We start from the raw sequence: 25,436 nt of genomic DNA, 5'->3' as shown, positions 1-25,436 counted from the left end.
CCTGCGCTCATACATGCTGCAGGCGCGGGGCGGTGCCGAACTGTGCGCCGGAGGGCACCGACCTGCCGATACAAAGCACTCTGGCGACTGAACATCCTGCTGCGTCACTTCGTCACTTCGTCACTTCGTCACTTCGTCACTTCGTCACTTCGTCACTTCGTCACTGCGTCACTGCGTCACTTCGTCACTTCGTCACTCCGTCACTTCCCCCATGCTCGTCCACCTCGACGGCCAGCTCCTGCCCCACACCGAAGCCAAGGTGTCCGTCTTCGACCGCGGTTTCGTCTTTGGCGACGGCATCTACGAGGGGCTCCGCGCCTTCGACGGGCATGTAGTCGCGATGGACCGTCACATCGCCCGCATGCGGGCGGGGCTGCGCGAGGCACGGATCGACTGGGACGCCGCGGCCTTAGCGCCGCTCACAGCACAGCTGCTCGCGGCGAACAAGATGGACGACTGCTTCATCTACTGGCAGGTGACGCGCGGCACGCCGGGGCCGAGCGACCCGGTCCGCGCCCGCAAGCCCGGCAGCATGCGGCCGACTGTGTTCGGCTACTGCTCCCCCACTCCTCCGCTCGCGACCTACGAGCCGCCGAACCTGCCGCCGACCAAGTCGGCAGTGATACTCGAGGACACCCGTTGGCTCCGCGGCCACATCAAGTCCATTGCCCTCATGGGCGGTGTGCTGAATGTCATCGAGGCCAACGAGCGCGGGCACGATGACGCCGTGCTCGTCCGCGACGGGCTGCTCGCCGAGACAACCTCGGCCAACGTGGTGGTGGTGCTCCCGCGCGCGGACGGAACCGCCGAGATCGCGACGCCCAGCTTGGGCAGCACCTCGTTCCTCGCCGGCGTCACGCGCGACATCCTGCTGGAGGAGGCGGCGCGGCAGGAACTGGCGATTTCCGACCGCTCGGTGACCACGGGCGAGCTGCAACGGGCGAGCGAGGTGATCGCCGTCGGCACACTCACGATGATCACGAGCATCACCCGCCTCGACGGGCGCGAGCTGTGCGGCGGCAAGGCGGGGCCGGTCGCTGTGAAGCTGCTGAAGGTGCTGGTGGATGCGATCAGTCGCGAGTGGAGCAATTCCAACAGCGCGCGGCTGTGACCCTACTCCGACTTCTTCCCTTCAGGTGCTGGCGCGACCTCGGGTGACGGTCCCGAATGAGTCCGTTGACCCTGGAGCCGGCGGGCGAGTTCCACCATCTCCTCCACTGCGATGATCTTCTCACGCAGCGTGAGCTTGGCGCTCTCGCGACGTTGCGCCCGCCGGGCGCCTTCAAAGGTGGTCAGAGACCAATCGACCTCCTCATCCATCCCGCTGCTCCCTTTCGATCTGCTCCAACTCCGCGATATCGGCCAGATCCTGAGGACGCCCCGCGGCCCGCTTGAGATTGATGAGCGTCGTCAGCCGCACCACCCTTACCGGCACACCCGACGCAACCTCGTCCACCTTGGCGGCGGCATACTCCGCCTCGAAGTCGAAAGGCTCGGTTATGAACACGTCGAGCAACACGCCGCGGAAATGGTCGCTGAAAAAGCTCAGCACCGTCATTCCCTTGTCGCGCGCCCAACCCTCACGTTGGCGAACATCCGCGAACTGCTCACCTGTGACTGGAACCGTGGGTCGGTAGCCGATCGTCAGCAACGCCGCGAAAGCCCTCCTAATTGCACTCGGCTCGAGGCGGATCACCAGATCGATATCTTGGGTGGTTCGCACGTATCCGTGAGCGATCACGGCCAGCCCGCCCACAACCAGGAACGGAACCCCCGCCTCGTTCAGCACTCGGGCAACCGCCTCAACCGCGGCGAGCTTCATATTGGCATGATACTGCGGGGCGCCCGCGCCGGTTCGACACGCCACACCGGGTCATCGGGTTTGATCACTTCACCCGCGTCGGCCAGCGGCGCTTCCATGGCTTCCTCCACCATGCGATGCGCTTCGCGGAGCGGTAGGCGGGCCAGCCCTGCATGTGGGTGCGGATCTTCCAAGCGCCGTGGGTCTGCACCAGGCTGAAGGTCCACACCGATTCGAGTGCCTCGCCGCCATCGTCACCCGCCGAGTGCTCGATGCCGCGCACGGCGACGCACGCGGCCTTGCCCTCGATCCACCAGTCATCGATCATCCGCGCGAACGGCCAGCTCTGGAGCGAGACCGCAGTTTGCTCGAGGTCATTGGCACGGGACTCGGCCGATATGCAGATGTTCAGGTAGGACGCTGCCACGCGGTGCCAGTCTTGGGTGACTGAGCCCTCGTACCAGTCGCGGAGCGGGGCCGCGAGTTCCGCGGGGAGTTCGTCCGCGCTCACCTCGAAGGCGGGCTGGTCCGGAGGCGGCGTGGGTGGGCGTGCATCGGGCTTGCCGCCGGGGATCGCGGCGGCGAGGTCGGGGTGGTCGGGGCCCTCGGGCTTCTCCCACTCAGATGACCAGAGGCGCCACCACTCGTCGTACTGGCGCTCCCAAGTATCTACCGGGAGCTCAGCCCCGTCGGCGATGGCACTTATCGCGCCGGCCGCGATGTTCAGATCGACCTCGACATGTTCGCCGCCGGCCCGCCAGGGCTGCTCGAAGAGGAAGGAGATCCGGACTGGTGCCGTGGTGAAGTCCTCTGGAGTGCCGAGCAGGAGGTCATCGATGAGGCTGTGGCCGTGGGTGGTCACGTTGCCTGTAGCGAAGCAGTCGGCCTCAACGCCGGGCCAGCGGGCGAGGTCCTCCGCGCGCGGGCGGGTGGCCAGGCGCAGCTGGGATGGCCTGACTGCTGGGTTGGTGTCGTAGCCGAGCCCCACGGCCCGGAGCTGGTCGAAGCGGATCAGCACCGGTGCCTCTATGACAGCGCCCGCGGCGGCGCGGAGGGCGTGGAACGTGAGCTCGAGCTGATCTGGACGGGGGGAGTGGACCCGGCGGAGGCGCGAGTCGTGCAGCAGGTCGTCGAGCTTGGTGAGGTCGTGGGGCTGCATGGCCGCGCGCGGGCGAAGAGTGCAAAAACGAAAAAGGGCTCCTTGAGGTTTACCTCGAAGGAGCCCAAAAGTCGGCGATGACCTACTTTCCCGCAGTGCAGTATCATCGGCAGCGCTGGCTTAACTGCTGTGTTCGGGATGGGAACAGGTGTTTCCCAGCGCTCATGTTCACCGACAAACCGGACGGGACGCCTTTCGGCGCCGCGTCCAGTCGACCCCGCGGTACAGCGACCGAGGGGCAAACCGGACGGATGAACATGTTGCAGAGACTTTGTATCAAACCAATCGTCAATCAAGTGCAGCGTGCAAGGTCAGTGCCACGCCAGACCGATCGCGGGGACCGCGACGGCTGGTTGGTATGACCGAACTTCGACCGTTAGTACCGCTCAGCTCAGGGCATTTCTGCCTTTACACCTGCGGCCTATCAACCTGGTGGTCTACCAGGGGTCTTTCGTCTTACGACTAGCAAGCCTCATCTCGAGGGGGGCTTCCCGCTTAGATGCTTTCAGCGGTTATCCCTGCCGTACGTAGCTACCCAGCGGTGCACTTAGCAGTGCAACTGGATCACCAGGGGTACGTCCAACCCAATCCTCTCGTACTAAGGTTGACTCCTCTCAAGCTTGCAACGCCCACAGCAGATAGGGACCGACCTGGCTCACGCCGGTCTGAACCCAGCTCGCGTACCACTTTAATCGGCGAACAGCCGAACCCTTGGGGCCGCCTTCAGTCCCAGGATGTGATGAGCCGACATCGAGGTGCCAAACCGCGCCGCCGCTATGGACGCTCGGGCGCGATCAGCCTGTTATCCCCGGGGTACCTTTTATCCGTTGAGCTACGACCCTTCCACACGGGATCGCAGGATCACTAGAGCCCTCTTTCGAGACTGCTCGAGCCGTCGCTCTCGCAGTAAATCCGGCTTGTGCTCTTACACTCGAAACACGGTTTCCATCCGTGCTGAGCCGAACTTTGCGCTCCTCCGTTACCTTTTTGGAGGAGACCGCCCCAGTCAAACTACCCGGCACCCACTGTCCTCTGCCCAGATTCATGGGAATCAGAGTTAGGCCACAAACTTACACAGGGTGGTATTTCACCTTTGGCTCTTGCTGGGCCGGAACCCAGCCGTCAAAGCCTCCCACCTATGCTACGCAGCATATGCTCGTGGCCAATAGGGACCTATAGTGAAGGTCCACGGGGTCTTTCCGTCTTGCTGCGGGTAGGCGGCATCTTCACCGCCACTACTATTTCACCGAGTCGGTCGTGGAGACAGAGATCCAGTGATTACGCTATTCATGCGCGTCGGAACTTACCCGACAAGGAACTTCGCTACCTTAGGACCGTCATAGTTACGGCCGCCATTCACCGGTGCTTCGATCGCGAGCTTCTCTTGCGATGACCCGCTCTCTTGACATTCCGGCATCGGGCAAGCGTCACTCTGTATACGTCGACTTGCGTCTTAGCACAGAGCTGTGTTTTTGATAAACAGTTCCCAGATCCTTTTCTCTGCGCCCTGCCTTGCGGCGAGGGCCCCCTTATCCCGAAGTTACGGGGTCAATTTGCCTAGTTCCTTCACGACCGTTCTCTCGCGCGCCTTAGGCTATTCGCCACATCCACCTGTGTCAGTTTTGGTACGGGCTAGTGTGCAGGCTTTTCTAGGAACCCCGCCACCCCACATCGGCCTCAAGGGCCTGGACATCTAACAGTCCCGTGGAGCTTTGAGATCCGTCCTCTGCACTGGCTCAGGAATATTAACCTGATGTCCATCGACTACGCCTTTCGGCCTCGTCTTAGGTCCCGGCTAACCCTGGGCGGAATGACCTTCCCCAGGAAACCTTGGATATTCGGCGACCAGGATTCTCACCTGGTTAATCGTTACTCAAGCCGGCATATTCACTTCCATACGCTCCACCTACCCTCTCGGGACGGCTTCACCGCTGTATGGAACGCTCTCCTACCATAGGTTACCCTATCCACAGCTTCGGCTCCCTGCTTATTCCCGATCATTATCGGCGCTGGATTCCTCGTCCAGTGAGCTGTTACGCACTCTTTAAATGATGGCTGCTTCTAAGCCAACATCCTGGATGTCACAGCAATCCAACTTCCTTTCGAACTGAGCAGAGATTTGGGACCTTAGCTGGTGGTCTGGATTGTTCTCCTTTTGACGACGGATATTGTCACTCGCCGTCTATCTCCCAGGCCTTGGCTCATGGTATTCGGAGTTTGGTTGAGGAGGGTAGTCGGGTAGACCCCCTACCTCATCCAGTAGCTCTACCCCCATGAGTTGCTACCTGAGGCTAACCCTAAAGTTATTTCGGAGAGAACGAGCTATCTCCCAGTTTGATTACACTTTGAGTCCTCCCGTCAGCTCATCGGAGACCTTTTCAACGGTCACCCGTTCGACCCTCCAGGCGGTTTTACCCGCCCTTCAGTCTGGCCAACGGTAGATCACAAGGTTTCGCGTCTAGCCCGTACGACTTAGCGCCCTATTCGGACTCGCTTTCGCTCCGCCTCCGGCCTGGTAGGCCTTAGGCTCGCCGTACAGACTAACTCGCCGGCTCATTATGCAAAAAGCACGCCGTCACCCCCGAAAGGGCTCCGACCGCTTGTAAGCACGTGATTTCAGAAACTCTTTCACCCCGCTCATCGCGGTGCTTTTCATCGTTCAGTCGCCTTACTGGTTCACTATCGGTTGTCGAGGAGTATTTAGCCTTGGAGGGTGGACCCCCCATCTTCAACCCGGGTTTCCCGAGCCCGAGTTTACTCTATGGGCTAACCAACTTTCGGCTACAGGACTTTCACCTTCTGCGGTGCGTCATTCAAACGCTTCGCTCGTCCGTTGGCTTATCCGCTTTCGCTCGCCGCTACTCACGGAATCGCGGTTGCTTTCTTTTCCTGCAGGTACTGAGATGTTTCAGTTCTCTGCGTTCGCTCTTCACCCCTATACATTCAGAGTGAAGTACCCTTGCGGGTGGGTTGCCCCATTCAGAAATCCCAGGATCACAGCTCGGTTACCAGCTCCTCTGGGCTTATCGCAGGTTCCAGCGTCTTTCATCGCCTCTCGACACCAAGACATCCATCACGTGCCCTTATGCTCGGTCATACCAACCGGACGCCGCGGCTCCGTCGTTTCCGACTTCACCGCTTTGACCGATCAGTCCACCGTGGGTGCCCTAAAGGGAGGGCCACCCGTCTCACCCGCGACCACCGGAACTATTGGTGGGCACGAGGGACAGCACTTTCGCCTTGCGCGCTGCATTCAACTTTCGAACTTGCTTGCAGCTTTCTGCACCCCCACTCGGCGACCCCTGCGTGAACCCAACCGCGACCTCCAACCTCCCGTCTTGCGACGACAGGGCTTCAGCCTCGGCCAGTTCCGCAGAACCGACTGGGGGGCATGTTCATCCGTATCCGGTTGTCAAAGAGCCGACTCGATCCTTCGGGTTGCCCCGGCGTCTCTCGTCGTTTTTCCCCGTCGCTGTCGCGTTGGGTGGGGAGTACTTTAGACGGCACCCTCGATCAGTCAAGCGACCAAGGTTTCGTTTTCGTCTCCCGACCGCAAGTTCCTGTCATCCAGGTGCTTACGGCCGCCGTCGGCCAGGGGAGGCTTGTGGCCCCCCGAAATGACCGACGCCCCCAGTCTTCGGGGGCGCCGCGTCCTCGGATGCACTTCTGACCTGTTTCAACCGCCGCCCGGGCCAGCGGGCGGGGGCGTGGGCCCACGATCCGGGGCACGGTCGGGCTGATTGGGACGGGGGCGGTCGGGCTCGGGGGCCTTCACAATGACTTCCCCCTGGTTCTCGCCGGCCTTTGCAGAGTCGGAAACCCGCTTGTAGATGTCGCCCGCCGCGTCCTGCTGGGGCTGGCGAGTGACGACGCGGCCGAGCTCATCCCGCAGGACGGCCTGCATGCGGACCTGCTCGGAACCCAGCTCATTCCGGACCGTGGTTGGGAGCGGGCATGCGTCGAGGAAGGTGACGTCGACCGAGATGCCCTGCCGATCCGGGACGTCGATGGTCCAGATCGTGCCGTTCAGGTCGCCAGGCTGGCCGGGATTCTGGCCGGGGTTGGGCAGCGGGGCTTCCGGCACGCCGCGACGACCTTTGCCAGCATCGGGGATCGGAGCGGGCGCGTTGCCAGGGGCGGGCTGCTGCCCGGCGTCAACCGCGGCCTTGAGCTTCTCCATGTCGGCATACTTGAGCATCTCGGGCATGCGGGCCTCGCCCCAGAGCGTGTCGCCCGGGGTCAGCTGCACGCGGGCCTTGCGGTAGTAGCCGTACTTGAAGACGTACATCTCGGCCAGCGCCTGGGGCTCGCTCGAGACCAGCGGGTTGGGCTCGCTGGCGGAGGTGATGAAGTAGTAGCTGTCGCGGGCAACATGGATGGGCTGCGTCCACTCCGACCAGGGGCCCTCGATCAGCTGCTGGCGGGCGAGGTCGGCCTGGCTGTCCTGGAGGTTGCGGCCGAAGTAGGGGTTGTTGATGACGACGCGGGCGCGGTAGCGGTAGGTGGCGCCGGGCTCGGCGGTGAGGTCGTGGGTCCAGACGCGGACGTCGGGATTGTCGAGGGTCGACGCGGCAACAGGGGTGCCGTCGGGCTGGTTTGGCTGGGCGGCGCCTTCCATGCCGGGCATGACCTCGCCAAGGTCGGCGAGCTGCTTCAGGATCGAGTCGCGTTCGCTGCGCTGCTGCTTGAGCGTGCTCTCGATCGCGGCGCGATTGCCGCGGGGGGGCTCCTTGGGCTGCTGGCGGTCCTGGTTGGTGGGAGCCGCGGGCTGCGAGCCCTTGCCGCCACCGCTCGGGCGCGGGGGCTGGGGCTGCGTGGGCGGGTTGCGGTCCTTTTCGGTTGTGCCACCGAGTTCCTGCAGCCGCTTCTCGAGGTCCTTGATCTTGTCTTCAACCGACTGCAGGCGCTGCTTGAGGCGGTTGATCTGGACGACCTTGCCAGCAACGTCGCCCTGGTTCACGGCCTTTGCTGGCGGCTGCCACTCGGGGCCGGCGACGATCTCGTAGAAGCGCGGGCGCTGGATGTCCTCGGAGACTTCCTTGAGGGCGGGCAGCAGCACCTGAGCCACGTCGCCGGCGCCCTTCGCGCTATCACGCCACTCGGCAAGCTTGGTGGCGCGCCCTGGCGGGGCGGCGAGAATGAGGACCTCGGGCGCGGCGGGCGGGTTGCCGTCTGGCTTCGTGATCGTTTCGCGCTCGTACTGCACGCCGACGACCTCGACGAGGTCGCTGTTACGGCCACCGGCCTGGTCGCGCCACCAGTTCAGCGGCATGGGCGAGGCGGGACCTTCACCGTCGGGATCGCTCTGGAGGGCGTCACGCAGGGCCGCGCCGTTCCAGCCGAACTCGACGCTGACGCAGGTCTTGTCGAAGGGCTGGGCCTCGGGCAGCAGCTTGGCCAGCTCGGCGTTGCGGAGCTTCTCGATGGGGCTGATGGTCACCTGCACGAGGTTGGCCAGGCCGCCGGTGGGGGCGGGCACCGCGGGGAGGCCGAAGGTCTCATTGGACGCGACGGCCTGGATGGCCTTGCCCGCGACTTCAGGCAGGCGGCCGAGGGCGACGCGCGGAGCCTTGCCGGCGAAAGTTGGGGCCGCGGCCCCGAGGGCGAGCTTGTCGTTGAGCGAGAAGGCGGGGATGGTCGGGGTCGCGAGGGACACGCTGTCGAGCTGGCCGGCGAGTTTCTTGGCCTCTTCCTCGACCACGCCCATCGCCTGGGTGGCGCGGGTGTCCTTCGGGGGGTTGCCGACCTTCACCGGCGTCTCTGGGAGGAACTGGAGGCCGACGGCCCCGACGAGGGCGAGGCCCACGACGCCGAGCACAATGCGGTCGACGTTCTGTTCCAGCGGCGAAATGCCCTTGAGTTTCATACCTGGTTCCTTGCCTGGTCTGCGGAGGCGGTCGTCTGGCGTGGTGTCGGGTGCGGCAGTCGCCGGCTCGATCAGCCGGCGCCGGGCGGGGGAGCCGCGTTGGGGTCCGCGGCGGGAGCGTCGATCTTCATGTTGGTCTTGAGCTGAGCCGGCATGTACTTGGTCATCCAGCTGCGCAGCCACACCGTTTCGATGGTCATGGTGACGCGGACTACGTGCTCGGGGCCGTAGTAGAAGCCCTGAGCGAGGTCCTCCCACACCTTGACCTCGGCGAGGTCCATGTCGGTGACGGTCATGAAGTTGGTGCGCTCGACGGCGCTGATGAAGTCGGCGAGGCGTGCGGAGCTGACCACGGCCGTCAAAGTGACCACGCGGGTGTCGTACACCGTGTTGCTCGCGCGTCGGCCGGTGATGGACTGGCTGAAGTCCAGGGCGGCCATGCCCGGGACGGCGGTCGTCGGGGCGGCGCCGCCGCTCATGGCCGGGTCCATCATCTGGTCCGGGTACATGGGGTTGTAGCCTGCGTCGCCGCCGGCGGAACGGGTGACGGCCGCGGGCACGGTGATGTCGATCTTCTCGATGCGCTTCACCACCGCGCGGTCGACGTTCGCGAGCGTTCCGTTGACGGTGTTCGCGAGCTTCACCGCGGCGAACAGGTCGCGCAGGATCCAATAGTCCCATTGGAAGACGAAGAGGTCGGAGAGGTTGAGGTTCGCCTGATCCATGTTCGAGCCCGTGGGCACGAACGAGGCCCGCTTGTCCTTGGGCAGCGAGTTCATCGAGGCGTAAACCGAGAACGTTCCGGCGCGGGCCTGGTACTCGCCAAGCCGGCGGTCGGTCAGCTGCTTGCTCAGCTCGGCCTGCTCCTCGGGCGTGAGGTCGCGCTTGCCGGCGGTGATCTTGTCGATCTCGCGGGTGCGGAAGTCCTGGAGGGTCTCGGCGAGTGCCGCGGCCTCAGCCGGCTCGCCGGCGCGGGCTGCCTTAAGCAGCTCGCGGTACGGGTTGGGCTTGCCGCGATTGCCCAGGAGCGCGTCTTCCATCTCGTCGATCTTGGCCTGACCACCGTCGGGGAAGAGGCCGTCGACAAGGGGCTTGTGCTCGGTGCGCCCGACGCTGGCCGCGTCACCACCGATGCCCTTGTTGAAGTCCTCGGCCTTCTTGACCACGGCGTTGGCCTGGCTGGTGAGCGCGTCGCGCTGCTCCTTGAACCAGTTGATCAGCGTGGTGTTGGGCACCTCGTTGTGAGAGATGGCCGTGGCTTTCGGGTCCAGCTGCGGGAGCGTGTAGTTGACCTTGAGCGCGTTGAGCTTGCCGAACGCGTCCTTGGCCTGCTTCTCCTGCGTCTCACGGATCTTCTTGTCCCACATGTTGCTGAAGAACCAGGACGTGGGCAGGATGATGAGGATCACCGCCGTCAGGATGACGATGACCAGGTTCGACTTCACCCAGGCAAGTACGGGCTTCAATTCGCACCCCCTTCGGCGAGCTTCGGGGCTTCGGGCTTGATGACCAGGTACCAGGTGACGTTCACCGTTGCGGTGTCGGCGGGGCCGGTTGCGGCGGGGGCCACGATGGGGGCGAGGCCGTTGAGGCGCTGATCGCCGTCACCGCTGGGCTGGTTCATGGGAGAACTGGGAGTCATTGGGCGGGCGCCGCGGTCGCCGATGGGCGAAAGGCGGCCGCCGCGCGGGCTCTCGGGGTCCATGCCCTGGAAAGGGCTCACGGGGCTGGGCTGGTTGGGGTTCCCGGCTGCGGGAGCATCGGCCAGCTTGACCGTGACCTTCTCGAGAACGAGCTCAATGCCGCTGCCAGGGCGTTTGCTGTTGGCGGTGAACCAGTCGTTGATGGCCCGGAAGCGCTGCGGCTCGGGCTGAGCGGTGGACAACACCGCGTCGATCTTGATCCGCGGGTAGGGTGCGTTCGGGTCCTGGCCCGCCGTAGTGGCGGGATCAGGAGGCGGGGCCGCGGGATCGGGCGGCGTGCCCGTCGGCGGCATGTAGGTGGTGTTCATGGTGACCAGCGAATACGCCGGCGGCGGCACGACCTTGGCGTCCACGCCCAAGCCGGCACGGTGAGCCTCGATCTTTGAGTTCGCGAAGTCGAACATGGAGGCGACGTCGGCGGTGATCATCTCGAACACGCCGCGGTGGTCGACGAGGGCGACCATGTTCGCGGCCCGCATATCGGGCTCGCCCGCGTTGGTGACGCCCGCCTGGTCGGCATCGCTCTTGAGTTGGCCGCCCTTGCTGATGGTGGACTGCACGATGGGGTCAGTAACGCGCCCGGTCGCCTCGAAGTGGTTGCGGACGGGGCGGATGAACATGACGGCGCTGGCCAGGCCTGCGATGCCGGCAGCGAGGCCGAACCACGGCACCTTCTCCTTCCACATCGCCTTGCGGATCACGGCGGTGGGCATGAGGTTGCCGCCCACGGCGTTGAGCCCAAGCCCTTGCAGGGCCAGGCCATAGGCCGTGACCATGGAGGTCGAGAGCTCGTTGAACAGCGCGGCGCGGTCACCCTCGATGGTGGCCCGCTTGAAGGGCGTTTGGGCGTCCACGCGGTAGACGTCCATCGAGAGCTGCTGCTTGAGGTACTTGCGGAGGCCGGGGAGCATGAAGGTGGAGCCCACCCCGATCAGGCGGTTAAGCTGCGCATCCTTATTGATGCTCTGGTAGTACCCGATCGACCGCTGGATTTCCTGGGTCAGGTCGGTGAAGACGGGCCGCAGGGCCTGGAACACCTGCCGGGCGTGCTTGGTGTCCTCCGCCTCCTTCTTGAGCTTCTCGGCCTTCGGGTAGCTCAGTTGGAACTGGTTGACGAGGGCGTCGGTGAACTGGTGGCCGCCGGTGTGGAAGGTGCGGACCCACATGCGGCCGGGGGTGGCGATCACCAGATCGGTGGAGGTCGTGCCGACGTCCACGATGATGGTGCCGGGGGTCTTGCTGTCGAAGTTGAGGTCGTACGCGAGGGCGTTGTACACCGCGATGGGGGAGAGCACCACGTAGTTGGGGTAGATGCCCACGTCCGCCAGCATGTTCAGCCGCTCGTTCACCTTCTCCTTGGTGATGGCGAAGATGCCCACCTCCACGTCGGGGGAGTCGGGGCTGACAAAGGTCTGGTAGTCCCACTCCACATTCTCGAGCGGGAACGGGATCTGCTGCATCGCCTCGAACTTGACGATGTCCGGGACCTTCTTGGGCTCCACGGGCGGGAGCTTGGCGAAGCGGGCAAAGGCCGAGTGCCCGGGGACGGACACGGCGATCGCGGCCTTGCTGAGGTCGTACTGGCTGGTCAGGGCGCCCAGCGAGACGCGGAGCACGTCATTGGCGTCGACGCCGGGGGTCGACAGCACCTTGGGGTGCTGAATCACCGCGAAGTCGAGCACCTTGACGTTGCCGTCCCCGACCGCTTCGAGCTTGATGGCCTTGATCGCGGCCGCGCCGATCTCGATGCCCCAGCAGACAGAAGATGAAGCCATGCGTGACCCTCGTACAGCCGCCGTGGACCGGGTGACCGGCTCGGCGGGGTGGGGATAGTACACGATTCCGGTCAGCTGGCCGGGTGGGGCCTTTCAGCCCCACACCTCACCGGGCGCAAAGCCCGGCAGTGGCCAACCCGGTCCAGAATACGGGACGGGTACCCGGTTGGTTGCCGAATGAGCGTCACACGTGTGTAACAGCCGCTTGCACGGGTTGACCGAAGCTCCGCGGCGGTGCGTTCTGCAGTTCCGGCCAAGGCTGTGGACTGAGTCCCGGCGGTCCCACTTTCAAAGCTCTATCCGAGCCGTGTACGCCACTGCTCGGTTTCGATGTCCCCCAACCTGTGCTGCCACCCACCCGTTGTCATCGCTGAAACGATTTCGAAGGCCCGCACAAGGCCCGGTGGATGCCGCGCACGAAGCTCGCTCCACTCTGCTGCCGTGAGCTCAAAACGCTCTCCGGGATCCAAGAGCTCTTCAAGCCTGATGCACCGGCCCATCCACCGCTGGCCAGGGGAGTGACAGAACTCCCTTTTCTCGGGGCGGTGTTCACACCGGTTTTCCGCGAACCAATCGAGAAGGGAGTCCCGTTCCGCATTGCTCACCCATACTCCGATGGGCTTAGGCCCGTCCTCGCCTCGACTGATGAAACAGCCCATTACCTGCTTACTCCCTAAGGCCGCAGAGCGGGCCGCCCTAAGACAGCTTCTTCAGGATCGCCTCACGCACGGTCTTGGCGTCGGCGCTGCCGCCGGCCAGCTTCATGACCTCACCGACCAGCCGACCCGCGGCCGCGACCTTGCCGCCCCGGACGTCGTCGGCCACCTTCGGGTTGGCCGCGATCACCTGATCGATCCACCGCTCCAGGGCGGCGTCGTCGCGGACGATGAGCAGGCCGCGGGATCGCGCGGCGGCTTCGACCTCCCCGTCGCTCGTCAGCGTGGCGCCGTCGTCGCAGAAGGCCCCGAAGAGGTCATCCACGGCCTGGTTGCCGAGCTTCCCCTGCTCGCGCATGGCGCCGATGGCCCCCACTTCCGCCGGCGTGATCCCCAGCTCATCGATGCGGACCCCCCGCTCGTTGGCGCGCCGCGCACCCGATTGCAGCAGGATGTTGGCCGCGACCTTGCCGGCGCGGTCGCGCTCGATGTGGCGCGTGACCATCTCCTCGATGCAAGCCTCGTAGAAGAGGCACGCCTCACGCTCCTCGACCAGGGCCCACGCCTCCTTCACGCCCACGCTGTAGCTGCTGACGTAGCGGCGGAAGCGCGGCATCGGCAGCTCGGGCACCAGCGCCGCCACCCGGTCCTTCCACGCGGCGTCGATGCGGACCATCGGCAGGTCCGGATCGGGGAAGTACCGGTAGTCGTGAGCGTCCTCCTTCTCACGCTGCACGTAGGTGACGCTCTTCACGTCGTCCCACCCGCGCGTCACCTTGGTCCCCTTGCCCAGCACGCGCCGGTCCTGCTGCCAGCGGCGGGGCTGCTCGGCCAGCTCGTACTCGATCGCGCCCTTGAGTGAGCGGAAGGAGTTGAGGTTCTTGATCTCGACGATCGGCGTCTTCACCACGTGCCCGTCACTCAGCCGCAGCTCGCAGTTGATGTTGGGCTCAAACCGCATGTGCCCCTTCTGCATCACGCCCTCGGTCACGCCCAGGAAGCGGCAGATGTTCCGCAGCGTGCGGGCAAAGAGCACGACATCATCGGGGTGCCGGAAGTCGGGCTGCGTGACGACTTCCAGCAGCGGGGTGCCCGCGCGGGAGAGGTCCACGATCGAGAAGTCGATGGCGTGCCCACCCGGCGCGTCGTGCAGCAGCTTGCCCGCGTCCTCCTCAAGGTGGGCCCGCACGATGCCGATGCGGCGGACCTCGCCGTCGATGCGCGGGAAGCCGGCCGCGTCGACAGCGGGCAGCTCAACCGAGCCGTCGAAGCACAGCGGCAGGTCGTACTGGCTGATCTGGTAGCCCTTGGGCAGGTCGGGGTAGAAGTAACCCTTACGGTCCCACTTGGTCGTGTCGGCGATGGAGCAGTTGAGCGCAAGCCCGACCATCATGGCCATCTCCACCGCCGCGCGATTCGGAACAGGTAGCGCCCCGGGGAGGCCGAGCACGATGGGATCAATCAGGCTGTTGGGCCCCGCTCCGTCGAACTCGCGGCAGGCGGGGCTGGGCACGCGCGAGAACATCTTGGTGCGCGTCGAGAGCTCGACGTGCACCTCGAGGCCGACGATCAGCTGGACAGAGACGATCTCGGCGGCAGCGTGCATGCGGTGATAGTAACGGATGCTGCGAGCCTTCAACGAAGGGCGCGCACGGCTCTCAGCGCCTCGGCCAGGGCCTTCTGTTCCACCACCAGCACGCGGATGCGTGTGACCTTGAGCTCGGCGGCGAGCTCGGTGAGGGTCCGCGGCGGACCGCCGTCCCAGCCGTGGCGCTTGGCAAGCACGCCGGCGCTCTGCGGGGGCACGCGTCCTGCGGTGATGGCCGGGCGGAGGCGGCGGTCGGGCTCGAGAACGCTCTGCCAGGAGCACAGCTGCCGCTCCCAGTCAGGCATGGGAAGCGTCGAGGGAATGACCGCGACGGCGCGGCGCGCCTGTGCGGGGGAGGGCGCGAGCTCCTTGGTCACGCTCATCGCGAACCGGTCGAGGGCGAGCCCCGATGCCGCGGCCAGCCGCCCGCCCTTGCTCACGTCGTGGGTGTCGATCACTTCGCCGATGACTCGGATGGCGCCGCCGAGGGTGCGCACCAGCACCGCGGGCGGGAGCTCTTCCAGCGGGCGGCCTAACCGTGAGGTGAGCGTGTCCACCATGAGGCGGAGCTGCGAGCGGACGAGCTCGGCCTTGAGTCGCGCGGCCCAGCGCAGCATCGTCTCGGCGCGGTCAACGGCACTGGCGGAGGGCTGCAGGCGGTCGAGCTTGGCAATCACCCGCGCGGCCTCGGTTCGCAGGTGGTGGTACGCGCTCAGTCGCACCTTCTCCTCGGCGCCAATGGGCGGCCCCTGCGTGCGGGCGCTCGCGAGGAAGGCGAGCACGCCGGATGCGGACGGCTGCGCCAGTCCCGTGCGGGCGGGGAGCTGCTGGAGCGGATCGGCGGCGGGCTTCTTCGGCATGGCGGCAGCGACCTCGACCGCAAGCGCCCCGCTGCTCAGCACCTCGCGCAGCCGCTCCGCACGCTCCATATTGATCGCCCGCCGCACGGCCCCGCGCGAGCGACGCACTTTGCGGGCCATCAGCGAGAGGTCAACGCCGCGCCGCCACGCGCGGTAGAGCACCCGCCTGCGATCTTCAGAGATCGGCGGTGGCTCACGCAGAGCCGCTGCACCTTTGGCCGCGGCCCGCCGCAGCACCTGCCGCACCCCCTCGTGGCTCCGCCCAGTCTCCCTGGCCAGCGCCGCGGCAGCCTGATTGAGCGACCACCCTCGCTCGCGCCGCCATTGCTCGGCCTGGGCGACAAACCGCGTGGCGTCGGCGTCGCTCACGCGGGAGAACTCGCCCGCGCGCTGGAGCTCGTCGGCACGCAGCTCTTCGAACCGCTGCACCACCTCGGCGCGGAACACCACACTCGCCCGCAGCGCATCGGTCTGCACCCGCCGACCGATCAGGCCGCGTTTGCGAAGCCGATTGAGCGTCGCGCGGCTCACATTCCAGCGCTCGCAAACAGCGGTTGCGGTCAGCGAACCCTCCCCCGCTTCTTCCACCTTCAGGCGCACGGCCGCGCACGCACGCTCGACGAGAGGTCCCAGGCCAGCCCGCAGCTGCTCCCCGGTGATCTGGGCGTTCAGCCCGCCCGCGCCGGGCGCGTTCTCGCCCAACACGCGGAAGACCACCCAGTCCTCGGGGTAGGTGAGTGCAGGGTCGACCTCCAGCGCCAGCGACTCCGCACGTTCGACCGCCACCAGCACCGCCGCGCGGCCGCGGGCGCGGAGCAGCTCCTCGACGCGCTTCAACACCGGGCTTTTGACGGAGGGCAGGGGCGGCACGGGCCAAGCGTACCACTACACTCGCCACGTGCTGCCCCTCGGCCTGACCAGGTACCCGGTGATCGCCGGCCCCACCGCCGGCGGCAAGACCGCGCTCGCGGTCGAGGTGGCGCTGCGGGTGAATGAGCGCGCTGGACGCGCGGCCACGGAAGTCGTATCCGCCGACTCCATGCTCATCTACCGGGGGCTGGACATCGGGGCCGCGAAGCCGACGACCGAGGAACGCCGAGGGATCCCCCACCACCTCATCGACGTCGCCGAGCCCACCGACCGCTTCACGGTGCACGACTGGCTGACGCTCGCGAACCGCACCATCGCCGAGATCATCGCCCGCGGGAGCCTGCCGATCGTGGTCGGGGGCACGCACCTGTACATCAAGGCGCTGCTCGAGGGGCTTTTCGAAGGCCCGGGCGAGGACGCGGCGTTGCGGGAACGGCTGCGGGCGTTGCCGCCGGGGGAGCTCCGCCAGAGGCTCGAGCAGGTGGACCCCGCCGCGGCCGCGCGCCTGCACCCCAACGACCTGCGCCGCACCATCCGCGCGCTGGAGGTGTTCGAGCTCACGGGGAAGACCATCAGCGAGCACCAGACGCAGTGGGGCTTGGGTACCCCGCCGCTCCGCGGCGGTCTGCCGTCGGTGCTCATCGGCCTCTCCTGGCCCAGCGAGCTGCTCAACCCGCGCATCAGCGCGCGCGTGAAGAAGATGATGGAAGACGGCCTGCTCGAGGAGGCCCGTGAGCTGTGGCAGCAGGGCCGCCTGGGCCCCCAGGCCCGCGAGGGGCTGGGCTACAAGCAGCTCATCGAGCACTTCGAGGGCCGCTGCTCGCTCGAGGACGCGGTGGAAGAGATCAAGATTGAAACCCGCCGCTTCGCGAAAAACCAGCGCACCTGGCTGCGGCGGCTCCGCACGACGCCTGGTTCCGTGTGGATCGACGCTGCGGCTACCCCAACGGAGACATGGGCAACCCTGGTGTTGCAGGCGTGCGCGTAGATGCGCGCTCCGGAAGGCTCAGTGCTGCGCGTACTGGTCGCCGGCAGGAACTTCCGCCACCGTCTTCGCCCCCTTGCACACCGAGCACGGCATCGGCCGCCCCTCGCCCGGTGTGTCGATCGGGCGTCCGCCGTTGAGCGTGCGCACGCCCATGTGCCGCCCGCACGGCTCGGTGCCGCGTCCGTTGCATTGCGGGCAGGTCACACGAACGAAGGTGTCTCCGACAAGCTTCAGCATTGGCAGGCCTCCCCAGGCCCGATTCGCCCGACGCCGGTTCCACCGGAGTGGGCGACTGCACCAGTTTATACGACCGGCTCCCCGAGGTGGCTTCACCCGGACGCGCACGCCGCGACCGGCGCAACCACTCGTGAAATGGATAGTTCGGACCCTGCTGAACCAGCCCCCCGGACGCACGATTTGGGCGACTGGCCACCTTCGGAGCCGATCTATCTACTTGACACGAGGCACAAGCCCCCCTTTCCTGTGACTCGATCCCGGCCTTGTCCGGGATTTTGTTTGGGTATAGTTTGGATTCCGAGACCCTCATGGCCAAGAAAACCGCCAGCAAGGCCGCCAAGTCCAAGGCCGCGAAGCCCGCACCCGAGGCTGAATCTTCAACAGCCGTAAAGGAAGCGCCGGCGGCCAAGGGGCGCGGTGCGGGCCGGGGCGGGCGCGGCAATCGGCGGATGGCCACCACCGCCTACGTCTCCGGGGCCGGCAAGAACCGGCACCTGGTGATCGTCGAGTCGCCCAGCAAGGCCAAGACGATCAACAAGTACCTGGGCAAGGACTACCTCGTGCTCGCAAGCGTGGGGCACGTGCGAGACCTGCCCAGCCGCAACCCCAAGGGCGTCAAAAACCCGGTGCCCGGCGTGGACCTCGAGCACGACTTCGCCCCCACCTACGAGGTGAGCGAGGGCAAGGAGCGGGTGATCAGCGACCTCAAGCGGGCCGCCAAGGAAGCGACGAGCACCGGCCACGAGGTCTGGTTCGCAACCGACTTGGACCGCGAAGGGGAGGCGATCGCGTGGCACCTCGCGCAGGAGCTGGGCGTCGAGCCCAAGCAGGCCAAGCGGGTGATCTTCCCCGCCATCACCAAGACCGAGATCGAGAAGGCTTTTAAGAACCCCCACCCCATCGACGTGGACCGCGTGAACGCGCAGCAGGCGCGCCGCATTCTGGACCGCATCGTGGGTTACCAGGTCTCGCCGCTCCTGTGGAAGAAGGTGGCGCGGGGGCTGTCGGCGGGGCGCGTGCAGTCGGTGGCCGTGCGGCTCGTTGTTGAACGCGAGCGGGAGATCCGCGCCTTCGTGCCCGACGAGTACTGGGCCATCACCGCCAACTTCACCGCCGACCTCGCTAAGGCCTCGGGCCTGGCCGCGGAGTGGACCAAGCTGCTCAGCAAGCGCGACGAGAAGGGCAACCCGCCCACGCAGCGCGTGCAGGGCGCGTGGCTGGCCGAGCACGGCGGCTTCCACGCCGAGCTCGTCGAGTTCGACGGCCAGAAGTTCGACGTCCGCACCATCGGCACCACCGCCAACTTCGACGCCCCGCCCGACGACGGCAACGACCGCGTCATGGAGGTCGCCATGTACGCCGGCCTCACCGACGTCGCGACCGACGTGCGCGAGGACAGCAAGGGCAAGGGCCCGGCGCGGTGGGTTCGCACCATCTCCGGCACGCTGGACCCCAAGACTCCTTACAAGATCGTCTCGGTGGAGACCAAGCGCACCAGCAGCCGGCCTGGCGCGCCGTACATCACCTCCACGCTGCAGCAGGCCGCGAGCAGCAGGCTCGGCTTCAACGCCCAGCGCACCATGCGCACGGCCCAGCAGCTGTACGAGGGCGTCGAGATCCCCGGCGAGGGTCCCGTCGGCCTCATCACCTACATGCGTACCGACTCGACGCACCTCTCGGGCGACGCCATCGAGATGGCCCGCCGCTACATCGCGGGCCGCATCGGCGACAAGTACCTGCCCGAGAAGCCCAACTTCTTCACCTCGTCCAACAAGGCGGCCCAGGAGGCCCACGAGGCGATCCGCCCGACCTCCGCTGACTACACGCCCAGCCGCGTGCGTTCCGCGCTCAGCCCCGACCAGTTCAAGCTCTACTCGCTCATCTGGGAGCGGTTCATCGCGTGCCAGATGGTGCCCGCGCAGTGGGACTCGACCACCGCGCTCATCAGGGGCGGGCGCGACGCCTCCCGCCCCGTCACGTTCCGGGCCACCGGCCGCGCCCTGGTGTTCGACGGCTTCTACAAGGTGACCGGCGTGCCTATGGGCGGGGACGAGCAGAACCTCCCGCGCCTCGCGGAGAACACCCCTGTCGCGCCCTTCGCCCTCGACGTCGACCAGAAGTTCACCCAGCCCCCGCCGCGCTACACCGAGGCCTCGCTCATCAAGGTCCTGGAGAGCGAGGGCATCGGCCGCCCTTCCACCTACGCCTCCATCATCGGCGTCATCCAGGACCGCAAGTACGTGGAGCAGCTGGAGCGCCGCTTCTACGCCACCGACCTGGGCGAGGTCGTCACCGACAAGCTCATCGAGGCCTTCCCCGAGATCATGGACGTGGGCTACACCCGCGACATGGAGAAGGAGCTCGACCAGATCGAGGAGGAGCACACCGACTGGATCGAGATGCTCCGCAAGTTCTACGGCCCCTTCAAGAAGAGCCTCAAGAACGCCGAGAGCAACCTCGTCCACGCCAAGGCCGAGACCGTGCCCGCGCCCGAGCAGTTCAAGTGCCCCACCTGCGGCAGCCCGCTCGTGTACCGCTTCGGCAAGAACGGCCGCTTCCTCTCCTGCTCCACCTACCCCGAGTGCAGCTACGCCAGCCCCGTCGACCGCGAGGGCAACCCCCGCCCCGCCGCCGAGACCGTCGACGTCGCCTGCCCCAAGTGCGGCGGGGCGATGACCAAGCGCGTCGGCCGCTTCGGCCCCTTCCTGGGCTGCTCCAACTACAACAACAAGCAGAACCCCTGCGACGGCATCCTCAACCTCGACAAGAAGGGCAAGGTCACCGCCCCCAGCATGCCCGCCATGCAGACCGAGGTGCCCTGCGAGAAGTGCCAGGCCCCCCTGGTCCTGCGCAACGGCGTCCGCGGCCCCTGGCTCTCCTGCTCGCGCTTCCCCAAGTGCCGCGGGCGCGGCAAGTGGAACGACCTCGCCGAGGACGTCCGTTTCAGCTTGGAGCAGGCCCTCAAGAGCCACGAGGCCGCGCACCCCATCCCCATCATCAAGACGATGTCCGGCAAGGCGCTCACCGACGCGATGGGCAAGCCGCTGGCCGATGCGCTCCCGGTTGGGCAGACAGAGGGGCCCGAGACGTTCGAGTCGGTCGCGGATGCGCTCGAATAGGACGTAGAGGACTCATCAGACCTATACGACCTACGGGTTCTTCGGCTTCAGCTGGTCCTTCAGCAGATCGCCCAGCCCATCTTTGATGAGGTCCTCGGGCTTGAGGTTCTTGCGGAGGTTCTCGGCGAAGGCCTTGGTGTCGATGCCCGTCGAGGGGTTGTCCAGCGGGCCGCTGGTGCGGATGGGCACCATCGTCGCCGCGCTCACGAGCCGGCCGCCGGCTGCGCCCAGCACCTGCGAGAGGCTGGTGTTGAGCGAGCCCGCCGCGTTCTCGCTCAGGGACGCGAAGGGCACGTACGTCACCACGTCGATGGTGCGCTTGACGAGGTCCACCGTGCCCTCGGTCTCCACCTCGAACTCGCCCAGCGGCAGGCTCCAGCGGTCGTAGGTGGCGACGCCGTTCTTGACGTGCACGTTGAGCGGCCGCAGCTTCTGGCCCACCAGCCCGCTCTCGCGCTGGTTGCCCATCTTGAGCAGCTTGGCGAAGCCGGTGCTGGTGACGAAGCGGGCCTCACCCGGGTCGATCACGAACTCGCCGTTGAGCTTGCTCATGTCGTTGGAGAGCGGCGCGGTGAGGTCGCGCCCGGTGATCAGCGCCGGCGCGTCCTTGGGGCTCTTGGACATTGTGCCCATCAGCGGCAGGCCCTTGACCAGCCGCTTGGCCAGGTCCTCGGTCAGCTCGGTGATGGTGACCCGCATGGGCATGTCGCTGTAGAACACGTTGTTCCTGATGGTGCCGCGCAGCTCGGCCTGGGCACGCTGCGACTTGGCGTCGAGCACGAGAACGGGCGGCTTCTCCCCCGCAGGACCCGCGTCCTGGCTGAGCGGGTACTCCTCCACCTGCACGCGCACGGTGGCGACCGGGCCCAGCGCATCCACCAGCAGGCCATCCTGCTTGGCGAGGGCGTCGATGAGCGCCGTCGGGATCGCGGGCAGGTCGCCGTTGAGCGTCACCGTCGCCGCGTTCATCTGCACGCGCCCGTCGATGTTCAGCAGGTTGTTCACCGCGCCCCGCAGGGTCATCGCCTTGGCCGCGGGCTGGTCGCCCACCGTCGCCTCCGCGACGTCGAGCTTGAGGGCGATCGGCACGATGCTCATGGGCTGGGCCGCGCCCTGGGGGGTCACGGGCGTGGCGTCCACCTGCACGACCAGCTCCTTCATGCGGATGTCCTGCCCGTCGCTGGTCTTGAACTGCAGCTGCGGGATCGTCGCGCTCACGCCCGCCTCGGTGGCGATGGCGCTCGCCCCGCCGGGCCCGCCCGGCATGGGATAACGCAGCTTGCCGATGGTGATCGTGAGGCTGGTAGGCTGTGTGAGCGCGATATCCGGCGGCGGCCCCTTGCCCCCGATCGTGCCCGGGGGCGGGGGTTTCACAAAGAACTGGTTGAGCCACGCGGGCTCCACGTCCATCACCATCTTGACCGGTTTGTCTAGCGTGATGCCGGCGGGGGCGATGGTGGCCGCGAGCGGGCCGTCGCTGCGCAGCTTGGGAGCGTCGAGGGTCAGCTCGACATTGGTGGTCGCGTTCTTGGCGTCGAAGGCCTGGCCCTTGGCCCCCGCGGGCGGCGTGAGGCGTGCCGTCAGGCCCACGGTGAGCGTGTTGCCGATGGCGCCCGAGATCACCCCCGGCTTGCCCGCGATCGACTCGAGCAGGCGCGTGTTGATGCCCTTGAGACTGAAGTCCGACCTCAGCCCGCCCGCGAGCTGCCCATCGGCCATCTCGGTGGCGAGGTTGCCCGAGAGCTCCAGCAGCGTGTCGTCCTGAGCGATGACAAGCCCCGCGAGCGTGGCGGTGACGCGGCGCTGATCCGGGAGCGTGCCCTTGGCCAGTGCCGGGGCGGGCACCCGTGCCGTGATCGCGAGCGAGTCCACGCCCACGCGCCCGAGGTCGCGCTTGCTGCCGTCCTCGTTGGCGACCTGCAGGCCCTCGACCAGCGTGCGCCCGGGGATCGTCACCTTCGCGTTGACGACGCCCGCCCGCTCCAGGCGCGGCTGGTAGTCCGCCAGCGGTACCGTGATCGGGTCCACGTTCACGTTGATCTTCGCAGGCCCCGCCAGGCGCGGCACGCCCTGCACATCGGGGGCGAACTGCCGCATGAGCCCGCTCACCGTCTGCGGTGTGACGTTCGCCACCAGCGCGACCTTCTGCACCGCCAGGACCGTGCGGCTGACGCTCGCGTTCACGTCCGCCGTCGTCGTGGGCGAACGCATGGTCACCGCGGCGTTGAGCGCCTCCGCGTTCTCCGCGGCAGCGCTGGTCGCGACCGACACCGTGACCTTGTCCCCCAGCGTGTCCGCCAGGAGCTGCGCGATGTCCAGCGGCTTTTCCGTGCCTGCCGCAGGCTCGGCACGCATGAACAGCCCTGCGAGCTTGGAAGGCACGTTCTTGATGTCGAGCTGCCCCACCGGACGCAGCCGCTCCACGGGCGCGAGCCCCGCCTGCCCGTTGGTGACCACCACCGCCCCGGGCACGTCGAAGCCGCCCTGCGCGGTGAAGCCCGCGCCGCCGTACGCCATCGCGAGGTTCACCGACGCCTTGGCATTCCCGCCCGGCGCAAGCTCCGCGCCGATGATGCCGTTGTTGAGCGCGAGCGCCGCCGTCTGCGCCTGGGCCGCGTCGAGGCCAGCAGGGGCAACGACCAGCCCCACCATCGCCACCTGCACCTGGGCCGCGGCCTTGTCCAGCAGCATGGCGCCATCGGCCGCGTTGCGGGGCACATCAAGCCCCCTAACCGTCACGACCACGCTCTGCCGCCGCCCCTGCTTGGCGCTGGCCAGCAGCTGGAAGCCGGTCTCGGGCTTTACGTACCCGTCAGCCAGGCCGACTGGGTTGCGGACCTGCACGGTCAGCCCCTCGCCCACGGTGCGGATGTGCGTCTGCGCCAGCTGCATGCCGCCGTTGACGCGCAGCCCCTCGCTGGTGACCGCGATCGTCACGTCGGTGGGCGGCGTCTGCCCGGGCTGCACGCCCCCGGTCTGCGTCGCGGCCTTCAGCTCCACATCGAGCGTGGGGCCGATGTCCTCCGGCAGGTTGATCGGCGTCGCCGCGAGGAACGGCTGGGCCACCGCGGTGGCGATGCGGCGAATCGCGACCGTCCCCTCGAGCGAGCTGGGCGGGCCTTTCACGGGCTCGCCCTTGTTGTCGAGCAGCCCCGCGATGTTCAGGTCCACGCCCACGTCGCCCGCGGGCTGTCCGCCGAGGGTGGCCGTGGTGGCGGCGGTCACCTTCGCGCCCTGAGCGAGGTCGGGCGCGTTCACCGTGGCCTTGAGCGGCGCGATCACGAACGGCTCCGCGCCACGATCAGCCGCGAGCTTGACCGAGCCGCTGGTCTGCCCCACTTCCGCGGCCAGCTGCATGCCCGCGCCGCGCAGGTTCAGCGGTGCGCCGTCCTTGGGAATCGGGAGCTTGAGGTTCGAGACCGCGAGGCTCACGCTGGGGAAGACCTCGATGGTGGCCGTGCCCTGCTCGCGCAGCGCGGCGTCCACCTGCGGCGCAAGCGTCCGCACCGCCCGCCCGCTCACGAAGACCTCGAGCGGGCTGGGCGTGGTCAGCACCCCGCCCGCGACCGCGAGATCGCCCTTGAGCCGGAGCTCCTCGCCCGCGTTCGCCGCGAGCTGCACCGACGCCTGCTCCATGTTCCCCTTGGCCGTGATGTTGGCGTTGAGCGTCTCACCCAGGGCTTGCCGCACCGAGGCGTTCTCGGGGAGCGTGACGAACGCATCCGCGAGGGCGGTAGGCATGGACGTGAGGGCGATCGCCGCGTCGATCGTGGCCTTGTCGGCCTGGATGACACCGTCGCTGCGGATCAGCTTCTCGGCCTTGACGTCGAGCTTGATGCGGCCGGCATCGCCCTGCGCGCCCGCGGCGTTGCCGCTGAACGCGAGAACCACCGGCTTGCCGGCGCCGAGCTGGGCCTCGAGGTCCGCCTTGTCGAGCACGACGGTGGGCGTCCCGGCCGACGCGCCGGGGCGCGAGAGGTCGGTGAAGGTGACCTGCATGTCGCGCGCGATCACCTTGACGTTCAGCGAATCGGGGATGCTGGGCGGCTCGCTCTTGCCGCCCGGCTGCTGCGTCGGCTGCGGCTTGGCGGCCTGGCGCGGCTCGATGGCACGCTGTAGGTTCGTCGTGCCGTCGGGGTACTTGATGATGTCCGCCTTCACGTTGCGCAGCGTGACCGTGCCAACATCCAGGTTCCCGAACACGAAGGCGGAGAGGCCCTTGCCGATCTCAACGCCGAAGGTCGCGACGGTCTTGCCGTCCTTGTCCAGCAGTCGCGCGTTCTGGATGCGCTGCGAACCGAACCAGCCGAAGCTGGTCTTGTCGATCTTGACTGAGCCCGCGATCTGCTTGCCCGCACGGCTCTCGACGATGCCGGGCGCAATCCAGCCCACGATGGCGGGCGTTAGTGCCACCAGCAGCAGCAGGATGAGCACGAACACGCCGCTGCCGATGAGCCAGCGGCGGCGGCGACGCCGCTTCTTGAGTCGCGCTTTGTCGTCCTCGGTCATGGCGGCGAGCTTGCGGTCGATCTCCTTGCGCTGCTCGGCCTTGTTCCAGAACGCCGCGTCGGGCGCGGGTTCAGCCGGGACGGGCTCGCTGCGCGCGGGCTCGGGCGCGGGGCGGCCGCCGGGGCGTTCCCAGAAGCCCTCACCGCCCGCGGGCGGCTTGTCGCCCTTCTTCTTGCCCCCCTTGCCCCAGAAGTCGCCGTCCTCATGAGTGGCCATGTGAAAACGATAGGTGCGGCCTCCCCACTTTCAGGCGGTGAGATGATGAATGGCGGTTCAGCCGAGCGGCCATGGCAACGAAAAAGCCC

General features: G+C 67.0%; 13 protein-coding genes and 2 rRNA genes. 3 read left to right on the top strand and 12 right to left on the bottom strand.

The features are described from left to right. The first annotated feature begins 211 nt into the window (after positions 1-211). The gene (locus VD997_15000; protein HYE63297.1) at positions 212-1,111 is read left to right on the top strand and encodes an aminotransferase class IV; all 900 of its coding nucleotides are present in this window, start codon (positions 212-214) and stop codon (positions 1,109-1,111) included. Positions 1,112-1,113: 2 nt separating this feature from the next. Here VD997_15000 and VD997_14995 read toward each other — a convergent pair whose 3' ends face one another. The 10 genes from VD997_14995 to VD997_14950 all read right to left on the bottom strand — a co-directional run bounded on the left by VD997_14995 (position 1,114) and on the right by VD997_14950 (position 16,278). Next, a complete protein-coding gene (locus VD997_14995; GenBank protein ID HYE63296.1) occupies positions 1,114-1,320 on the bottom strand; it encodes a hypothetical protein in 207 nt (68 codons plus the stop codon). Next, complete coding sequence (locus VD997_14990; protein HYE63295.1) at positions 1,313-1,822, bottom strand: hypothetical protein; 510 nt, start codon at positions 1,820-1,822, stop codon at positions 1,313-1,315. The genes VD997_14995 and VD997_14990 overlap by 8 nt, the downstream gene beginning before the upstream one ends. Before the next feature lie 64 nt (positions 1,823-1,886). Further along, positions 1,887-2,960 (bottom strand): hypothetical protein, encoded by a 1,074-nt coding sequence (locus VD997_14985; GenBank protein HYE63294.1) that lies wholly within the window; start codon positions 2,958-2,960, stop codon positions 1,887-1,889. Positions 2,961-3,029: 69 nt separating this feature from the next. Further along, positions 3,030-3,136: ribosomal RNA gene (rrf, locus tag VD997_14980) — 5S ribosomal RNA — on the bottom strand. 180 nt (positions 3,137-3,316) lie between these two features. Next, a 23S ribosomal RNA gene (locus VD997_14975) occupies positions 3,317-6,057 on the bottom strand. Positions 6,058-6,636: 579 nt separating this feature from the next. Continuing rightward, positions 6,637-8,826 (bottom strand): hypothetical protein, encoded by a 2,190-nt coding sequence (locus tag VD997_14970; GenBank protein ID HYE63293.1) that lies wholly within the window; start codon positions 8,824-8,826, stop codon positions 6,637-6,639. Between the two features lie 71 nt (positions 8,827-8,897). Next, entirely contained in the window at positions 8,898-10,292 is a 1,395-nt protein-coding gene (locus VD997_14965; GenBank protein ID HYE63292.1) for a hypothetical protein, read from the bottom strand. Beyond that, positions 10,289-12,304, bottom strand: coding sequence for a type IV pilus assembly protein PilM (gene pilM, locus VD997_14960; protein ID HYE63291.1), 2,016 nt, complete (start codon positions 12,302-12,304; stop codon positions 10,289-10,291). Before pilM ends, VD997_14965 begins: the two co-directional genes overlap by 4 nt. Before the next feature lie 696 nt (positions 12,305-13,000). Continuing rightward, on the bottom strand, positions 13,001-14,566 hold the full coding sequence (gene gatB / locus VD997_14955; GenBank protein HYE63290.1) for an Asp-tRNA(Asn)/Glu-tRNA(Gln) amidotransferase subunit GatB: 1,566 nt from the start codon (positions 14,564-14,566) through the stop codon (positions 13,001-13,003). 29 nt (positions 14,567-14,595) lie between these two features. Further along, positions 14,596-16,278: a hypothetical protein gene (locus VD997_14950; GenBank protein ID HYE63289.1), complete on the bottom strand. Its 1,683-nt coding sequence runs from the start codon at positions 16,276-16,278 to the stop codon at positions 14,596-14,598. A 28-nt stretch (positions 16,279-16,306) separates the two neighbouring features. Here VD997_14950 and miaA point away from each other — a divergent pair, with 28 nt between their 5' ends. Next, complete coding sequence (miaA, locus tag VD997_14945) at positions 16,307-17,266, top strand: tRNA (adenosine(37)-N6)-dimethylallyltransferase MiaA (GenBank protein HYE63288.1); 960 nt, start codon at positions 16,307-16,309, stop codon at positions 17,264-17,266. A gap of 18 nt (positions 17,267-17,284) precedes the next feature. Here the strand turns inward: miaA and VD997_14940 are convergent, their stop codons facing one another. Further along, positions 17,285-17,503 (bottom strand): hypothetical protein, encoded by a 219-nt coding sequence (locus VD997_14940; GenBank protein ID HYE63287.1) that lies wholly within the window; start codon positions 17,501-17,503, stop codon positions 17,285-17,287. Positions 17,504-17,811: 308 nt separating this feature from the next. Here VD997_14940 and VD997_14935 point away from each other — a divergent pair, with 308 nt between their 5' ends. Beyond that, a complete protein-coding gene (locus VD997_14935; protein ID HYE63286.1) occupies positions 17,812-20,622 on the top strand; it encodes a DNA topoisomerase in 2,811 nt (936 codons plus the stop codon). 30 nt (positions 20,623-20,652) lie between these two features. On the opposite strand, the gene VD997_14930 is transcribed toward VD997_14935, so the two are convergent. Continuing rightward, positions 20,653-25,347 (bottom strand): hypothetical protein, encoded by a 4,695-nt coding sequence (locus VD997_14930; GenBank protein HYE63285.1) that lies wholly within the window; start codon positions 25,345-25,347, stop codon positions 20,653-20,655. Positions 25,348-25,436: the final 89 nt, after the last annotated feature.

The organism is Phycisphaerales bacterium, assembly GCA_035627955.1.
In the GTDB taxonomy this organism is placed as follows: Bacteria; Planctomycetota; Phycisphaerae; order Phycisphaerales; family UBA1924; genus JAEYTB01.
Note: the sequence above shows the minus strand (reverse complement) of the source record. Positions and strands in the feature narration are given on the sequence as shown.